Genomic DNA, 16240 nt, shown 5'->3' on the forward strand with positions numbered 1-16240 from the left:
AAGTTACGAGTTTATTCATGGGAAAGTCATCTACTACACTTAATCCGGCATTTAATGGGGAAGTGACCTCGCTTCCGGGCGGAGAACATCTCAACAGTTGTTTTGCCTGCGGTGCATGCAGCGGAATATGTCCTGTCTCCCAGGCTATTCCTGAATTTGATCCGCGCAAAATTATTCATATGATTCGAATGGGTATGAAGGAGCGTCTGCTCACTTCAGACATGCTCTGGTACTGTTCAGGATGCCGTTCCTGTGTGTTTGTCTGTCCTCAGGATGTTAGTTTTGCTGATATCATGGGTGCTGTGAGTAAGCTTGCCTTAAGAGAAGGCTATGTAAGCGAAGAGACACTGATCGAAAAAGGTAAAGCGGCCAAGGTTGAACGTGACCTCTGCGTGGCCTGTCTCACCTGTGTTCGCTCCTGCCCATGGGAGATTCCCAAGATTGATTTCCTTGGTGTGGCTACCATTGATGCTGAAAAATGTCGTGCCTGTGGGATCTGTGTAGAAGAATGCCCTGCTAACGCTATTACTTTGAATGAATCTCAGGATGAACGGCTCATCGCCGCCTGTGGAATAAAATAAAATCTAAAAAAGTTTTGAAAGAAGAGGATAGTGATGAGCTTTGATCCTGTTATAACCCTGTTCAGTTGTCATTATACTTCCCAGCAGAGCTGTGCTGCAGAAGGAAAGGAACTGGAGCAGCTGGGTTTTCCGTCCAGTATCAATCTGGTCAGGGTACCCTGTACCGGCAAACTGCAGATAACCACTCTGCTAAAGGCCTTTGAAGATGGTGCTGATGGTGTCTATGTTGTCGGTTGTCCCGAGGATGGCTGCCATAATGTCAAGGGAAGTATTCGTGCGGCGAAGCGTGTAGCTGCGGTACGTGCAGCTCTTGAAGAGCTTGGGGTGGAGGGCGAACGAGTTCAGATGTATCACCTTCCAAGGGGTTTGCATCCGGAATTTGTTGCAAAGGGCAAAGAGATGGACGCTCGGATTCGTGATCTGGGACCCAGCCCGTTTTCTAACTAATTTGTTACAGCAAGAGATTGGGACGCATACATTTCCAATCAGATATAGTGGAGTAAATAAATGATTGTTGCAGAACGTAAGCCAATGGCAGAGATCGTCGAGATGGTTCAGGACTGTAAAAAAATACTGGTTCTGGCCTGTCGTGGGTGTGTCACAGTGTGTTCGGCTGGCGGTGAGCGAGAGGCTGAAATTCTCTCTTCTCTTATCCGTCTTGGTATGAAAAAGGCTGGTAAATCCATTGAGATTACCACGGGAAGTCTGGTGCGGCAGTGTGACCGTGAATACATTGATGAGATCGATCAGTGGGACGGGCAATATGACGCTGTTGTTTCCACGGCCTGTGGTGTTGGCGTGAACTTTATCTCCAATCTTCGCAAGGACACCATGGTCTACCCTGCTTTAAATACTACTTTTTTCGGTGGGTCAGCTGAACAGGGTGAGTGGACAGAGCAGTGTGCTGGCTGTGGCGATTGTGTGCTCCATCTCACTGGCGGATTGTGTCCGGTGGCCCGTTGTGCCAAGAGCCTGATGAATGGACCATGTGGCGGCTCCGTTGATGGAAAATGTGAAATTCACAGAGATGTGGAGTGTATCTGGCAGTCCATTCATGATCGTCTTGCTTCTTTTGACAGATCGGCTCAGATGGAAGTTATTGCGCCGATTCGTGACTGGTCGACAGCTGGACATGGTGGCCCCCGTAAAGTTGTCCGTGACGATCTGACCGTGTAGTGCTGTTTTGCCGATACCTTGATGATTGTCAGGGGTGTTGTGAAATCGCTTTTGTACCTCTGGTACGGAAGCGATTTTTTTTGTTTTAGGCTAAGGTGTGTTTCATGAAGAATGAAAAGAAACAGTCCATCGATCTGGAAACGGCTCAAAGTTTGATCCTGAAGAAATGCAGGGTGTTGTCAGCTGAAAAAGTGAACCTCTCTAAAAGTCTGAAGCGTTTTCCTGCCGCACTGCTTGTGGCTCTTGAATCACTGCCTGGTTACGATCAGTCATTGAGGGATGGTTATGCAATCAGCAGAGAACAACAGGGAGGGAAAAACTGTTATGAAATCATTGATGAAGTGGCAGCCGGTGATACCAGAAAGCTTCTTCTAGGTGAAAACCAGGCTATACGAATAATGACTGGAGGCCTGATTCCTGAAAATGCCCTTGCTGTTGTCCCCAGGGAATTGTGCAGCGTTAATGGGGAGACTGTCAGCGTTAAGACTGTTTTTCTAGAGCCGCAGAGGGATTTTATTCACAGGAAGGGGTGTGAACTGGCAGAAGGAGAGGTGATTGTCCCTGAAGGTTCAGCCATTGAAGTCGAGCAGCTGATTTTACTTGCAGGCGTTGGCTATGATTCCGTGCCACTTGTTCGAAAGCCACGGATCAGTTTTTTCTGCACCGGTTCCGAATTGATTTCAGGAGGAGAGGAAAAGCTTGCAGGAGAAAAATATTCTGCGAACAGCCATCTCCTTCATGGCCTTATTGAGCATGCCGGGGCAAAAGTACAGGTACAGGGTACGGTCAAAGATGACCCGGAAGCTGTCATGGAAGCTCTTATTGCAATGAACGAATCAGGCTCTGACATTATTGTGAGTACAGGTGGGATGGGGCCTGGCAAATTTGATCTTGTTGAAGATGCTTTCTTGCGCGCCGGTGGCAGGGTGATCTATCATTCGCTTCATTTACGACCCGGGAAATCGACGCTCTTTGGAATGCTCGGCCGCTCACTTTTTTTCGGTATGCCGGGGCCTCCTCCTGCGGTGCATCTCCTGTTTAATGAGCTGATTCGACCAGCTATTCTTGCTCTTCAGGGAGCAAAAAACTGTCGACCAAGGGAGGTTGAGGCTTACCTGACCGAAAATCTCTATTTTCCAAAAAGAGGGTTGCCACGTCTGAAAAGCGGTTTTTTGAGTTTCGCAGAGGGCAGGTGTCTGGTGCGGCCTTCAACCACAATTGGTGGATCTAACTGCTACATCTATTGTTCAGAATCTGCAAGGGAGTTGAAAAGTGGTGAGCGAGTCACTGTTCATATGATTGATTCTTTACCCTGTATTGATTGACATGCTGGGCAGAAAAAACTTGCCCGACCCCCAATTGTTTCTTTTTGAATTGTTACACCACATCTCGAACATGCCTCGCCCGCTTTTCCGTATACCAGGAAGTTCATCTGAAAGTAGCCACCTTTCCCAGAGGCATTTACAAAGTCACTGATAGTGGAGCCTCCACATTGAATCGCATGGTTAAGCGTTTTTCGAATTATGGCGCGAAGTCGTTTCCAATCCTTCAAGGAGAGAGAAGAAGCCAGGCATTCCGGATGAATAGAGGCCCTAAAGAGCGATTCATTGGCGTAGATGTTCCCGATCCCGGCAATCACATGGCTGTCCATTATGAATTTTTTAATGCCGATTCTCCGACGAGCAGCGAGCTCGGCAAGATAGCTGATGGAACAGGAGCGAGAGAACGGTTCGGGGCCCGTTGCAGAAAAAAATTGTTTTTCTGCCGCTTTGGCTCTTCTTCCTGGAAGCAGATGTACAGCACCAAATCTTCTTGCATCGTTAAAGCGAAGCTCCTTGCCGTTGTCCAGTTGCCAGCAGACGTGATCGTGTTTTTTTGTGGCTGAACCCGTATCAAAAATACCCATGTTTCCTGTCATCCCCAGATGAATGATAATGGTGCCTCCTTCATTCGTCCAAAGGATCAGGTATTTCGCTCTTCGCTGTAGGCCTGTAATCTGTTTTCCACAAAGTTCCGATTGCATTTCCCGGCACAGGACAGGATAGCGAAGCTGTTTTCCGGAGCAGCGAATATCCACAATTGTTCTGCCAAGAAGATGGGGCAGGAGGCCCTGGCAGATGACTTCAACTTCGGGTAGTTCAGGCATGATAATCTTTTTGTTTTATTTAAGGCGATAAGGGGTGACAGCAGAGTGCAAGGCTGTATCCATTGTCAAGGAGCCCGGCGGCAACGGGGAGGGTCTGCTGTGGAATATCGGTTCGGGAAAAGTAGAATATGGCATCATTTGCTGTCTTTTGTAGTATTTGTGTGACAATAATTTCGTGAAACCCCAGCATTCTTGAGGAGCTAAACGTTTTTTTTACAGCTTCCTTGCCGGCCCATGTCAGTACCAGGCGGGAGAGTAGTGATTGACTGGGCAGAGAATTGTGCAGTAGCCGTTCTTCTTCGTTGGTGATAAATCTTTCCCTGACTTTCTGGAGGCTTTCGGAAGGATATTGAATATCTATGCCGCAGTGAGACTGACTGACCAGTGAAGCGGCACATCCTTTAGAATGACTGATGGAAAGTTCGGGGAAGGGGGATTCAACCCCTTTAAGGCGACTGAAATAGGGGCGTCCTGATTCCTCTGCTGATATCCTGCATTGCTGGTATTCAGGGATACGAGAGGGATTTCCTCGTTGTTGCAGGAAGATGCGAAGTCCCTGCTTTGCGCAGATCCTTCCTCCTAACCATTCACGGTGCCGTTTTTCGTACTTGAAGTTGTCGAGCTGAAGGTGTTCCTCTGGATGGAGCCAGCATGCTGCAGTTTGTTTTGTTTTGTCAGGGATATCTGTTAGTGATAGGATGACGACAGTTGGTTTGTTTTTTTGATAAAGCGTGCCAGCAAGGTTTAATAGCCCGTCTGGTAAGGGTGTGAAAGATATAGAGCATTTTTCTTGGGAATGGGGCATAATTATTAACCTTGCATTTTCAACTATTTCTGCTAACTGAATCTACAGGGGTAGTACTACTATTAGCAGATACAAAACGGGGGAACCAATGGCTAATGCCTTTCATCTAACAGGATTCGATTTTGTTATTATAGCATTGCTGCTGCTCTTCACATTACGTGGTCTCTGGGTTGGTTTCCTCAGTCAGGTAACCACTCTGGTTGCTCTGCTTGTGGGCTACGTAATTGCAGGACAGTATCATGACAAACTTTTTCCTTTTTTGCGAGGGGTAACGGAGAATCCCCATGCTGTTTTCTGGACCTCCTATGTGATTCTTTTTGGATTTACCTACGTTGTTACTATGCTTTTGGGGAAAGGATTGGCAAAAGTTGTGGAGCTTACCGTTGCCGGGTGGTTTGACAAATTACTGGGTGGTGTTCTTGGTATGGCAAAAGCCTTTATTCTGGTGGTTCTTCTGAATATGGTCCTTTCAGGTCTTCTTGCTCCAGAAAATGATATGTTGAGAAAGTGTCAGTTATGCCCTTATCTGACTCAAGCGACTGATTTTTTTCGCAGTCTTATTAAGGATGATACAATTCGCAAGACATTCTTACAGAGCAAACCAGCCATATCAGAAAAAAAACCGTCTCAGGAAAAACCACTTCAGGAAAAACCTCCTGCAGATGGTGTTCGTCCATTTGTACCTACAGTATTCCCGGAAAAATAAAAACGACTTATCTTTTACGATAGAATTCCGCCAGCTTCCGTGGAGAAACTCCAAGGTAGTATCCCATAACTATGAGCTGATTGATAAAGGTGGTACGGATAGGTCCAAGTCGCTGCCAGCGCCGGGATGAGGTTGTGACTGTTTGTGGTAATGTTTCTATTCTACCTCTTTTTTTTGCTGCCTTAACGAGCATGAAATCTTCCATGATCGGTACTTCCTGAAAACCTCCTATCTTTATAAAATCTTCTTTTCGCATAAAGAATGATTGATCCCCGTAGGGGATATGAAGCAGTCGTGAGCGGAGGTTTGCAAGAGCTATAATATAATTCAGGAGGAGGCCTCCTTCGTCGACCTTTAAACTGAATGCCCCAAGGCTTACTTTGGGATTGTCGAGACATCTCTGTACCAGGGTTGAAAAGTCGGATGGTAACTGGGTGTCTGCGTGAAGGAAGAGAAGAATTTTCGAGGATGCACTTTTTGCTCCGGAGTTAAGCTGCATGCCGCGTCCTCCCGAACCGGTTTCTTTTTTTACTCTGAACCCTAGACCCCGGGCAATGTTGACGGTATCATCCGTGCTGCCACCATCAACCACTATTAATTCAGCAACTTCCGCTGCTGCAGCCTGCAGTAGCGGAAGGTTTCCTGCTTCATTGAGGGTGGGGACGATGATAGAAATAGTGGAGGTCTTCTTCTGTGTCGATATCATGGAGTTTTTTGAGAATATGGGTTCGTAGTCCGAGTTTTTCTGTCAGGGCGATGGTTTCTGAATAGACAATGCTGCTTCCCCATGGGATATTTGTAAAGAGTTGGCTGCAGAGAGTTGGATTGAGGGTGCCTGTTATTCCAATGAGGTAGTAGCCACCGTCATGGGCTGGGCCGATGACGAGATCGTTGTTCTGCAGGGCCTGAAATCCTTCTTTTAAGATTGCTGCATCAATACCAGGGCAATCGGATCCGATCAGGAGAGTGTCCTGTTTCCTGTTTAGTCCAAAGATAAGAGCCATAGCCATCCGTTCTCCCAGGTCTTTTCCCTGTTGCTGTTCGCAGATGTAGTCATGGCCAAGCCATTCTTGCATCGACTGTTCTGAGCCGCCGGTAAAAAAGATTGTGAGATCGGTGTTTGAGGTGGAGGCAATAAAAGTATCCAATCGTTTCAGGATGTGTGAGACCAACTCCTTGTAAACCATCATGGCCCTGTCTTTTCCAAGAGCAGGAATCAAACGGGTTTTGCATTTCCCGGCTTGAGGGTAGCGGGTAAAAAGAATGACAAGTTTTTGGAAAGATGGCATAAAGAATATGATCCTATGAAACCTAATAACCAAAATAAAAGAAAAAAGACACCGGAGTCATATACCGAGAGAGTCTATCGTAAACTGGTAACCCGGACAGGTCTGGTTTCCACAAATGTTCGGATAGAGGAAACCGATCTGCACATTCTGGCAGAAAGAGACATTGCCGAATTGGCAACTGACCTTATTCTGCAGTATCGGGCCCAGCTGGAAAATTACATTGTAAAGAATCCCCAGTTTTGTGCAAGCCTGGATCCGTTGTCCCTGGATAAAATTGCCCCGCCGCTGATTCGTGATATGCTTATGGCTGGCTTACAGGCAGGAGTGGGGCCAATGGCTGCCGTAGCAGGGACTATTGCAGAGTACGTTGGAAAGGGATTGGTGGCTTCAGGTTTTTGTGAAGTGATGGTCGAGAATGGAGGCGATATCTTTTTGCAGCGCAGTCGTGACTGCTCAATTGCAATCTTTGCTGGTGAATCGCCATTAAGTTATAAGGTGGGGGTGAAGATCGCTCCTTCACAGATGCCCATCGGTATCTGTACATCATCGGGAACAGTGGGCCATTCTTTGAGCATGGGAAAAGCTGATTCTGTCACCGTACTCAGTACTTCGACTCCGCTGGCCGATGCTGCGGCAACTCGTCTTGGTAATGAAGTCGGGAGGGCAGCTGGCGGTAATGGCATACAGAAAGCCCTTGCCATAGCCAGGGAAATTGAAGGAATAATGGGTGTTGTCGTGATTTGTGGAGAGCGGATGGGGGTGATGGGGGATGTTGAGTTGATACAAGTTGATCTGAAAGGGGGGGACTGAAAATGGCTGAAGCGAAGCAAGGTTATGAGCAAAGGCGGACGACACGCAGGCATCTGGTCTTTTATTCGAGAGTGTTTGACGGGATGTCCAGTCGGGTGTTGGGCCATCTGATGGATATCTCTTCTGAAGGCCTTATGCTGCTGAGCGATGGCCCTGTTGAAGTGAATGAAGAGTATCGTTTGCGTATGCGTCTGCCAAAAGAAGTGTCAGGCAGTGATGAGATAGTGTTTGGAGCTGTGAGTCGCTGGTGTCGCCAGGATGAAAATCCAGACTTTTATGTGATCGGGTTTCAGATTCAGGATATGGACGATGAAACGAGAAGATCTGTTGCTGACCTTATTGAGGAGTTTGGGGTTCAGGATCAGCCCTGAAGGGCCTCTCGGATGAGTTCCTCTTTGAAGAGGGCTACGAATTGCTCTATGTCTTCCTGCCAGCCGCGGAAAACAGAAAGTCCCTCATTCTCCAGTCGCTGATTATTGAGAATGGAATTGGCGGGGCGATGGGCAGGCGTTGGGTATTCTGCTGTGGTACAGGGTGTGATCCGGTATGGCAATCTCATGGTATCAAGAAAATAACATGCTCCTTCGTACCAGGTGGAAGAACCCGTGGCCGTTGCATGAACAATACCCTGCATTTCGGGTGATAATACTGCCTGAATCTGACGGGCAAGGGTGGCGGTCCAGGTCAGTGACCCATACTGGTCGTTGACCACTTTTAACTCACGTGTCGGGTCTGCCAGGGCAAGACGCAATATGGTCTTTAAAAAGTTTTTTCCTTTCCAACCATAAAGCCAGGCCGTACGAAGAATAAGATAGTTGGATGAATATGCCTCGATGGCCTGTTCTCCGGCAAGCTTACTTCTCCCATATTCCGACAGCGGTGCAACATCTTCATCTTCAGAGTAGCTTTCGGTAGCTGTTTTTTTGCCATCAAAGACATAATCGGTGGATATGTGAATAAGTCTGGCACCAGTCTCCTCTGCCTGTCTGGCTAGGTTTTCCGGGCCGGTTGCATTAACCTGCCATGCAAGTTGTGTTTCTGTTTCACATTTATCAACGGCGGTATAGGCGGCGCAGTTAATAACGATATCGGGTTGATAGTTGGAGAAGATGGAGGCTACCTGACTTGTGTTGCTTATGTCAAGTTGGCGTGAACCGCAGGACATGACCTCGTGATCAGCGTCAAGCAGTGAGCCCACATCCTGCCCCAGCTGGCCATGACCACCGCAAATCAGTATCTTCATGAGAATTCAGACCCGGATTCCTGCTCATTGGCAATATCCATAAGGTACTGACCGTACTGATTCTTCAGCATATCTTTCGCCAGTTTTCTCATTTGACTGGTGTCGATATAGCCGAGGCTGTATGCTATCTCTTCAATGCAGGCGACTTTCAAGCCCTGCCTGTCCTGCACTGCCTGTACATAGCTCGATGCCTGCTGCAGTGATTCGTGGGTTCCTGTGTCCAGCCAGCAAAAACCACGACTGAGTGGTTGTACCCGGAGTTTACCGCGACGGAGGTACTCCATGTTAATATCCGTTATTTCCAACTCGCCACGTGGGGATGGTTTGATACTTTCGGCTATTGCAACAACGTCATTATCGAAAAAATAGAGTCCAGGAACGGCGAATTTGGATTTTGGTCTATTTGGTTTTTCTTCAATGCCGACCACGTTATGGTTACTGTCAAACTCGACAACTCCATAGCGTTCAGGGTCTTTTACCGGGTAGCCGAAGATGAGACCGCCATCCGAAAGTTCAGAACATTCATGAAGGAGATGGGAGAAGCCGGATCCGAAAAAGATATTGTCGCCCAGAATCAAGGCCACATTATCATCGCCTATAAAGGATTTTCCGATGATAAAAGCCTGAGCCAGCCCTTCAGGCTCGGGTTGTTCCGCGTAACTGATGGAGATCCCGAGGTGTGTACCGTCACCGAAAAGTTCGCTGAATTGTGGCAGGTCACGTGGGGTTGAAATGATAAGGATGTCTTTGATGCCTGCCAGCATAAGAACGGACAGGGGGTAATAGATCATCGGTTTGTCATAGACCGGAATGAGCTGTTTTGAAAGCACTCTGGTTAAGGGATAAAGTCTGGTTCCGGATCCGCCGGCTAGGATAATACCTTTCATAAAAGTAGTTATGTTGATAGAATTGTTGTTGTTTGCTAAGTAGTGGGGTGGCAAGAGAGAGGAGTAAAGAATGATTGCTGAAGGAAATCACAGTAATTTGCATTTTCCCACTCTTCCACCTTCAGCCCGGTTACCTTCACCATAATAGGTCTTTTTTGAAAATCATACAGAAAAAAGGATAAATTGATGAGTACAGCAATCCCCGCCTGTTTTAAGGCCTATGATATCAGAGGAAAGGTCCCGGATGAGTTAAACCCTGGTCTTGCACGGAATATTGGACGTGCCTACGCGACTTTTTTTCAGCCACGAAAGGTGGCAGTCGGGCATGATATCAGACTCAGTAGTCCGGAGTTGACTTCTGCCCTGGTCGAAGGCCTGCTTGAGTCGGATGTGGACGTACTGCATCTCGGGTTGTGTGGTACAGAGGAAATTTACCATGCCGCTTTCAGTATGGAGAAGAGAGGGGTGGATGGTGGAATTGTTGTTACGGCAAGCCATAACCCTGCAGATTATAACGGACTGAAGTTTGTGACAAAAGGGGCCCGGCCAGTGACGGGAGAGGCTGGCCTTAAACAGATGGCAGAGTTGATCGTGAAGGGAGAACTGCCGCCACCTGCAGGAAAAAGAGGGGTGGAAATAGCAGCTGAAAATAAAGGTGAATACATTGAACATCTCCTGAGCTATGTGAACAGAGAGGAACTCGCACCCTTAAAAGTTGTGGTGAATAACGGAAATGGCTCTGCGGCACCCGTGGTTGATTTGCTTGAACAGGAACTCCCGTTCGCCTTTGTAAAGGCTTTTCATGAGCCTGATGGGAGTTTTTCGAACGGTGTTCCAAATCCCTTGCTCCCGGAAAAACGAGAAGAGACAGCAAGGTTGGTACGAGAGCAGGGCGCAGACTTTGGAGTTGCCTGGGATGGTGATTTTGACCGCTGCTTTTTCTGGGATGAAAAGGGAAATTTTATTGAAGGCTATTATGTCGTAGGATTGCTGGCTCTTGAGCTTCTTAATCATAATCCTGGCGGGAAAATTCTCCACGATCCCCGTCTTATCTGGAATACCCAGGAACTGGTGAGGGCTGCAGGAGGTGTTCCGATTATGGTCCGAACCGGGCATGCTTTTATTAAGGAACGGATGCGACTGGAAGATGCTATTTACGGTGGTGAGATGTCTGCACACCATTATTTCAAAAGCTTTGGCTATTGCGATTCCGGAATGATCCCCTGGCTTCTTGTTGCATCCCTGCTGAGTCGTAGGGCTGTTCCGCTGTCCACACTGGTTCGGGATTGCATGGCAGCCTACCCTGTTTCTGGAGAAATTAACTCTGTGGTGGCTGATCCGGACGCGGTGATTACAGAAATTGAAGATCGGTTTCGGGACGGAGAAAAGGACTATACCGATGGTCTTTCCGTGTCTTTTCCTGAATTTCGTTTTAATGTAAGAAAATCAAACACCGAATCGTTGCTGCGTCTGAATGTTGAAAGTCGTGCCAATCCAGGTTTGTTGAAAGAAAAGACTGATGAGTTGTTGCAGATAATCAAAGCCTGACGCCTGAGAAAAAAAGGAAAAAAGAACATGTCCAAAATACAACCTATAATCCTGGCAGGTGGAACCGGCTCCCGCTTGTGGCCTCTTTCCCGTGAGCTCTACCCTAAACAGCTTCTCAATCTCATTGATGAAACTTCCCTGTTGCAGACCACCGTCCTTCGCGTTGCTCAGCTTACTGAAGTATTACCTCCCTTGCTGGTTGTGGGAGAAGAGCATCGTTTTATAACTCGCAGTCAGGTGGATTGCCTGGGGGGAGGTGGCGTGTGCGATATCCTTCTGGAACCCGTTGGTCGCAATACCGCACCTGCGGTTTGTGGAGCAGTGGAGTATTGCGCAGTAAGTCTGCCCGAGGATACCATACTTCTTGTTCTGCCGGCCGATCATCTGATTCTTCGTAAGGCGGTGTTTCAAGAGGTGGTGGCCGAGGCCGTCAGGCTTGCAGTAGAAGGGAAAATAGTCACATTCGGTATTGAGCCCCAGCATCCTGAAACCGGTTATGGCTACATAGAAAAAGGGGAAGGAAGTTCTGTCAGATCCTTTCGCGAAAAACCTGATTATGAAACCGCAAAGTCCTATCTTGAGAAGGGAAATTATTTATGGAACTCTGGAATGTTTGCTTTTAGCATTAAAACGTTCCGGGAAGAGATGGAACGGCTTGCCCCTGAAATGGTATCCTGCATGAGAGAATCTGTTCTGCTTGGCAAGAGAGATGGAAGCTTTTTCAGGTTGGATGAGGCTGCTATGTCCCGTAGCCCGAGTGATTCCATCGATTATGCGCTCATGGAGAAGACGGATCGGGCCGCAGTGGTTGCGGCTGATCTCGACTGGAGCGACATTGGCTCCTGGCATGCCCTGTGGGAAGTTTCCGCCAAAGACAAAGATGGTAATGTTACCAAGGGCGACGTTATTCTGGAGGACACAAAAAACTGCCTGATACGCTCTGAAGACACTCTTGTGGCCACCGTTGGGCTGGAGGATATTCTTGTCGTTGAAACATCCGATGCTGTTTTGGTGGCACCTCTTTCCCGGGCTCAGGATGTTAAAAAGATTGTTGCGAGACTAAAAAAAGACAGCAGGAGTGAGTTCAAGCTTCATCGTACAGTATACAGGCCCTGGGGCAGTTATACCGTGCTTGAGCAGCATGAACGGTATCAGATAAAACGTATTACCGTGAGTCCCGGTTCAAAACTTTCCCTGCAGATGCATCATCACCGCCATGAGCATTGGGTTGTGGTTTCGGGAACGGCACGTATTACAAATGGCGAGAAGGTTTTTCTCCTGTACGAAAATCAGTCAACCTATATTCCTGCTGGCGTCAATCATCGCCTGGAGAACCCAGGGGTTATGGATCTTGAATTGATTGAGGTGCAGAATGGGAGTTATCTGGGTGAGGATGATATCGTGCGGTTTGAGGACGATTACGGTCGTGGTGAGTAGGAATACTTTCTAAGCACCTCAGTTGCTCATGATCGCTTCATTTCATATGATGTAACTTCTGTGAGCCGATCACGAGCGCTGAGAGTGACGCTAAGTCCTTATGAAGAGGGCTCCTCCTATGAATGTTCTGGAAATAATTTATGTATTGCCTCTTTATTGGCTGCGACAACTCCCCGTTCTGTGATAAGGCCAGTCACCAGGCGTGCTGGCGTGATATCAAAGCTGTAGTTCAGTGCCCGGGTTCCAGGCGCGGTAAGTTGTACCGTCTCAATCCTGCCGTTATCGGTCAGGCCACTGATGGTGGTGACTTCATCGCCTGAACGCTCTTCAATGGGGATGTCGCTGCCATTGCTAATATTCCAGTCAAATGTGGAAGAGGGCAGGGCAACATAAAAAGGAATGTTGTTGTCATGAGCGGCCAGTGCTTTCAGGTAGGTTCCTATTTTATTTGCCACATCTCCTGTATGGGTGGTTCTGTCGGTTCCCACAATTACCATATCTACCATCTTCTGCTGCATAAGATGTCCTCCTGCGTTATCCGTTATCAGGGTGCAGGGTATTCCTTCCTGCTGCAGTTCCCAGGCAGTTAGTTTTGCCCCCTGGTTCCAGGGGCGTGTCTCGTCGACCCACACATGGACATCTATCCCGGCGTCCCTCGCCGCATAAATAGGAGCAGTTGCGCTCCCGTAGTCTACAAAGGCAAGCCAACCGGCATTGCAGTGGGTGAGGATATTGACAGTCCCACCACTCTTAGCCGTACTTATGTCCCTGATGATCCCAGATCCATGTTGTCCGAGTGCCTTGCAGAAGGCAGCATCTTCGTCGGCAATTTCACAGGCTGTTTCAAAGACAATTCTTTTTTTGTCCTCCTCATCGGTTCCCTGCTCTGCTGCTTTGAGCACTCGATCAACTGCCCATTTAAGGTTTCTTGCTGTAGGTCTGCTTTTGTCGAGACGCTGACCACCATCTGCAAGGGCATTGGCCAGTTGACCAGGTCTGGCCTGCGCTGCTGCAAGGTGCATCCCAAAACCTGCTGTTGCCCCGATCAGGCCGGCTCCTCGTACGTGCATGTCCCGGATAGCCGTTATGGCGTCATCAACAGTGCAGAGAGATTCAATGATAAATTGATGAGGAAGTTTTCTCTGGTCAATGATCATAATCGTGTTGCTGTCGTCTGTTGGCCAGATTGTTCTGTAATGCTGATTTTTTATGTTCATGTTTGTGGTGTTTTAGTGAATTGTTTTTGTGAGACTAGCCGTGGAGGCTTCCCCTGAAAAGATAAACCATCGATTCTGCTTTAACAAGAGTCGTTCGGTTTTTGTCTGAATCGTGGTGTCGCTGTAAAGTTACAAGTTTGCAATATTTTCCGAGAATCGTTACAAAAATGTCACAATAACCATCCTGTATGTTTCTCTCTGAAATGAAAAAATGATTTTGAATGACCTTGCTGTTGGAGTGTTAGAGGTTCTCTGGCATTCTGGCACGACTGTTGTAAGGAGGGGATAATTTTCTGTCTCTCTTGTGAAAATGTTTGTGGGGAGCACAGGTGGCAGGAGATGAAAACAACATATAGAGGATTGCAGGTATGGATTGGAAGAGCCGTTTCTGTGATTTATTCAAAATTCGGGGGTTCTTTTCGGGAATCTTTCGAGTCTACATCCAGGGAGAAGAAAAATGATTAGCGCTGCAGATACAGCCTTTATTCTGGCAGCGGCAGGACTGGTGTTGTTGATGACACCGGGGCTTGCCCTTTTTTACGCAGGAATGGTACGAAGTAAAAATGTTCTCGGTACCATGATGCAAAGTTTTTTTATGATAGCGCTTATCTCCATAGAATGGGTGTACCTTGGTTACTCCATGTCTTTTGGGCCGGATGTTGGTGGGGTGATTGGCGATCTTTCCTGGTTTGCTTTAAGTGGTGTGACGACTGCACCGAGCGCAGATTATGCGACAACCATTCCGCAGATCGTTTTTATGATTTATCAGTGTATGTTTGCCATAATAACTCCGGCACTTATTACAGGAGCTTTTGCGGAGAGGGTTCGTTTCGTGCCGTTTCTTGTCTTTGCCTTTCTGTGGGCTGTTTTTGTCTATAATCCTGTTTGCCACTGGGTCTGGGGGAAGGGGGGCTGGCTTGGAAGTATGGGAGTCATGGATTTTGCCGGTGGCCTGGTTGTTCATGTGACATGTGGCGCGGCGGCTTTCGCTTCAATCCTCGTCATTGGGCCACGGCGCGGTTTTGGGAAGCGAAGTTTTATCCCCCACAGTCTGCCTCTCACGTTTATTGGAACAGGGCTACTCTGGTTTGGCTGGTTTGGCTTTAACGGCGGGTCGGCCCTTGCTGCAGATGAAGTGGCAGCTACTGCTTTTGTAGCAACTCATCTTGCGGGTATGGCCGGTATGCTTATGTGGGTGATTGTTGAATGGGTTGTCCTTCGGCGCGCAACCACCCTTGGTGCGATGTCGGGTGCTATTGCGGGACTTGCAACCATTACTCCTGCTGCAGGCTTTGTCGGACCCAATTCTGCAATCATCATTGGATGTATTGCTGGTCTGGTCTGCTTTGGAGCCGTGAACTTAAAAGTGAAATTGAAACTGGATGATTCTCTGGATGTTGTCGGGATTCATGGTGTGGGAGGAGCCGTTGGAACACTCTGCCTTGGGATTTTTGCTTCAACCGCCGTGAATCCAGGCGGTGTCGATGGCCTGCTTGCCGGGAATATGGCTCAACTTTGGAAACAGGCTTTTGGGGTTGTCGTTGTGGGAGGATACACCTTGATTGTGAGCTGGATATTGTTGAAAGTCGTACACATTACCCTGGGTCTGAGAGTTTCTGAAGAGGCTGAGGTGGGAGGTGTTGATTATGCCGAGCATTCCGAAAATGCATACAATAGTTAGCCCGGATTTCTTACGAGTCGAGATGACCATAGATGTGAGGAACGAGCAAGAAGTATGGGTTAAGTAGGAACTGATCACTAAGTAGAGAAAAAAGAGCAGTGTTTGTCTGTTTTACTGCAACCTTCTGTTCTTTGGCCTGTTCAGTTGTGTGAACTTTTGGTATCCTGCAGATGGTGACGGTTCTACGGAGAAAGTTGATATGCTGTGTAGCGCTCCAGTGAAGAAATACTTTGGAATAAGAGGTGAAATATGAAAAAAATTCAGGCAATTGTAAAACCTTTCAAGCTCGATGATGTTAAGGATGCGTTAACAGAAATAGGTGTTAAAGGAATGACTATTTCTGAAGTAAAGGGCTATGGGCGTCAGAAGGGGCATACCGAGATTTATCGTGGGGCTGAATATGTTGTTGATTTTATCCCTAAGGTGAAGATTGAAATCGTGGTTAGTGCGGATATGGTCGATTTGGTTGTGGATACCATAAGAGATACTGCCAACACCGGGAAGATAGGTGATGGAAAAATATTTGTGATCCCCATTGAGCGTATAGTTCGTGTTCGTACCGGTGAGGAAGATCACGATGCAATTTAAAAGAAGCTTAGGAGTCGTCACGGAATAACATGGTCGTTTGTATCGATTTCGTTACGACTCTTTATGTCGCGCTGGTTCCTTCAATGCTCATGTTGTTTTTTCTCAGCTGCTTAATTTGCAGTGTAA

General features: G+C 47.6%; 18 protein-coding genes. 11 read left to right on the plus strand and 7 right to left on the minus strand.

Annotated elements, in window-relative coordinates:
- Nucleotides 1-17: 17 nt before the first annotated feature.
- The 4 genes from UWK_RS08725 to UWK_RS08740 all read left to right on the plus strand — a co-directional run bounded on the left by UWK_RS08725 (nucleotide 18) and on the right by UWK_RS08740 (nucleotide 3082).
- Nucleotides 18-581 (plus strand): 4Fe-4S binding protein, encoded by a 564-nt coding sequence (locus UWK_RS08725; RefSeq protein ID WP_015404004.1) that lies wholly within the window; start codon nucleotides 18-20, stop codon nucleotides 579-581.
- A 33-nt stretch (nucleotides 582-614) separates the two neighbouring features.
- The gene (locus UWK_RS08730) at nucleotides 615-1028 is read left to right on the plus strand and encodes a hydrogenase iron-sulfur subunit (protein WP_015404005.1); all 414 of its coding nucleotides are present in this window, start codon (nucleotides 615-617) and stop codon (nucleotides 1026-1028) included.
- A 60-nt stretch (nucleotides 1029-1088) separates the two neighbouring features.
- Complete coding sequence (locus UWK_RS08735; protein ID WP_015404006.1) at nucleotides 1089-1757, plus strand: methylenetetrahydrofolate reductase C-terminal domain-containing protein; 669 nt, start codon at nucleotides 1089-1091, stop codon at nucleotides 1755-1757.
- Between the two features lie 104 nt (nucleotides 1758-1861).
- Nucleotides 1862-3082 carry a molybdopterin molybdotransferase MoeA gene (locus UWK_RS08740; RefSeq protein WP_015404007.1) on the plus strand — a complete coding sequence of 407 codons (1221 nt, stop codon included), beginning with the start codon at nucleotides 1862-1864 and terminating at the stop codon, nucleotides 3080-3082.
- Here the strand turns inward: UWK_RS08740 and mutM are convergent.
- Nucleotides 3049-3903 (minus strand): bifunctional DNA-formamidopyrimidine glycosylase/DNA-(apurinic or apyrimidinic site) lyase, encoded by an 855-nt coding sequence (mutM, locus tag UWK_RS08745; protein WP_015404008.1) that lies wholly within the window; start codon nucleotides 3901-3903, stop codon nucleotides 3049-3051. The genes UWK_RS08740 and mutM overlap by 34 nt on opposite strands.
- Nucleotides 3904-3922: 19 nt before the next feature.
- Nucleotides 3923-4708, minus strand: coding sequence for a 4'-phosphopantetheinyl transferase superfamily protein (locus tag UWK_RS18445; RefSeq protein ID WP_015404009.1), 786 nt, complete (start codon nucleotides 4706-4708; stop codon nucleotides 3923-3925).
- An 88-nt stretch (nucleotides 4709-4796) separates the two neighbouring features.
- On the opposite strand from UWK_RS18445, the gene UWK_RS08755 reads away from it, so the two are divergent.
- Nucleotides 4797-5414, plus strand: a complete 618-nt coding sequence (locus tag UWK_RS08755) for a CvpA family protein (RefSeq protein WP_015404010.1) — start codon at nucleotides 4797-4799, stop codon at nucleotides 5412-5414.
- Between the two features lie 7 nt (nucleotides 5415-5421).
- On the opposite strand, the gene UWK_RS08760 is transcribed toward UWK_RS08755, so the two are convergent.
- Nucleotides 5422-6120, minus strand: a complete 699-nt coding sequence (locus UWK_RS08760) for a TIGR04283 family arsenosugar biosynthesis glycosyltransferase (protein WP_015404011.1) — start codon at nucleotides 6118-6120, stop codon at nucleotides 5422-5424.
- Entirely contained in the window at nucleotides 6062-6703 is a 642-nt protein-coding gene (locus tag UWK_RS08765) for a TIGR04282 family arsenosugar biosynthesis glycosyltransferase (protein WP_015404012.1), read from the minus strand. Before UWK_RS08765 ends, UWK_RS08760 begins: the two co-directional genes overlap by 59 nt.
- A gap of 15 nt (nucleotides 6704-6718) precedes the next feature.
- Here UWK_RS08765 and UWK_RS08770 point away from each other — a divergent pair, with 15 nt between their 5' ends.
- Both UWK_RS08770 and UWK_RS08775 read left to right on the plus strand, forming a co-directional pair.
- A complete protein-coding gene (locus tag UWK_RS08770) occupies nucleotides 6719-7513 on the plus strand; it encodes a UPF0280 family protein (RefSeq protein ID WP_015404013.1) in 795 nt (264 codons plus the stop codon).
- 2 nt (nucleotides 7514-7515) lie between these two features.
- Nucleotides 7516-7884: a PilZ domain-containing protein gene (locus UWK_RS08775; RefSeq protein ID WP_015404014.1), complete on the plus strand. Its 369-nt coding sequence runs from the start codon at nucleotides 7516-7518 to the stop codon at nucleotides 7882-7884.
- On the opposite strand, the gene rfbD is transcribed toward UWK_RS08775, so the two are convergent.
- Both rfbD and rfbA read right to left on the minus strand, forming a co-directional pair.
- Complete coding sequence (rfbD, locus tag UWK_RS08780) at nucleotides 7875-8756, minus strand: dTDP-4-dehydrorhamnose reductase (RefSeq protein ID WP_015404015.1); 882 nt, start codon at nucleotides 8754-8756, stop codon at nucleotides 7875-7877. The two genes, UWK_RS08775 and rfbD, sit on opposite strands and share 10 nt — an antisense overlap.
- Nucleotides 8753-9643, minus strand: a complete 891-nt coding sequence (gene rfbA, locus UWK_RS08785) for a glucose-1-phosphate thymidylyltransferase RfbA (RefSeq protein ID WP_015404016.1) — start codon at nucleotides 9641-9643, stop codon at nucleotides 8753-8755. Before rfbA ends, rfbD begins: the two co-directional genes overlap by 4 nt.
- A gap of 186 nt (nucleotides 9644-9829) precedes the next feature.
- Here rfbA and UWK_RS08790 point away from each other — a divergent pair, with 186 nt between their 5' ends.
- A complete protein-coding gene (locus UWK_RS08790) occupies nucleotides 9830-11191 on the plus strand; it encodes a phosphohexomutase domain-containing protein (protein ID WP_015404017.1) in 1362 nt (453 codons plus the stop codon).
- Nucleotides 11192-11218: 27 nt separating this feature from the next.
- A complete protein-coding gene (locus tag UWK_RS08795) occupies nucleotides 11219-12628 on the plus strand; it encodes a mannose-1-phosphate guanylyltransferase/mannose-6-phosphate isomerase (protein WP_015404018.1) in 1410 nt (469 codons plus the stop codon).
- Nucleotides 12629-12744: 116 nt separating this feature from the next.
- Here UWK_RS08795 and mtnA read toward each other — a convergent pair whose 3' ends face one another.
- Nucleotides 12745-13845: an S-methyl-5-thioribose-1-phosphate isomerase gene (gene mtnA, locus UWK_RS08800; RefSeq protein WP_015404019.1), complete on the minus strand. Its 1101-nt coding sequence runs from the start codon at nucleotides 13843-13845 to the stop codon at nucleotides 12745-12747.
- 457 nt (nucleotides 13846-14302) lie between these two features.
- Between mtnA and UWK_RS08805 the strand changes: the two genes are divergently transcribed.
- Nucleotides 14303-15526 (plus strand): ammonium transporter, encoded by a 1224-nt coding sequence (locus tag UWK_RS08805; RefSeq protein ID WP_015404020.1) that lies wholly within the window; start codon nucleotides 14303-14305, stop codon nucleotides 15524-15526.
- A gap of 249 nt (nucleotides 15527-15775) precedes the next feature.
- Nucleotides 15776-16114, plus strand: coding sequence for a P-II family nitrogen regulator (locus UWK_RS08815; RefSeq protein WP_015404021.1), 339 nt, complete (start codon nucleotides 15776-15778; stop codon nucleotides 16112-16114).
- Nucleotides 16115-16240 lie beyond the last annotated feature (126 nt).

The sequence above is a fragment of the Desulfocapsa sulfexigens DSM 10523 genome (assembly GCF_000341395.1).
Lineage (GTDB): Bacteria > Desulfobacterota > Desulfobulbia > Desulfobulbales > Desulfocapsaceae > Desulfocapsa > Desulfocapsa sulfexigens.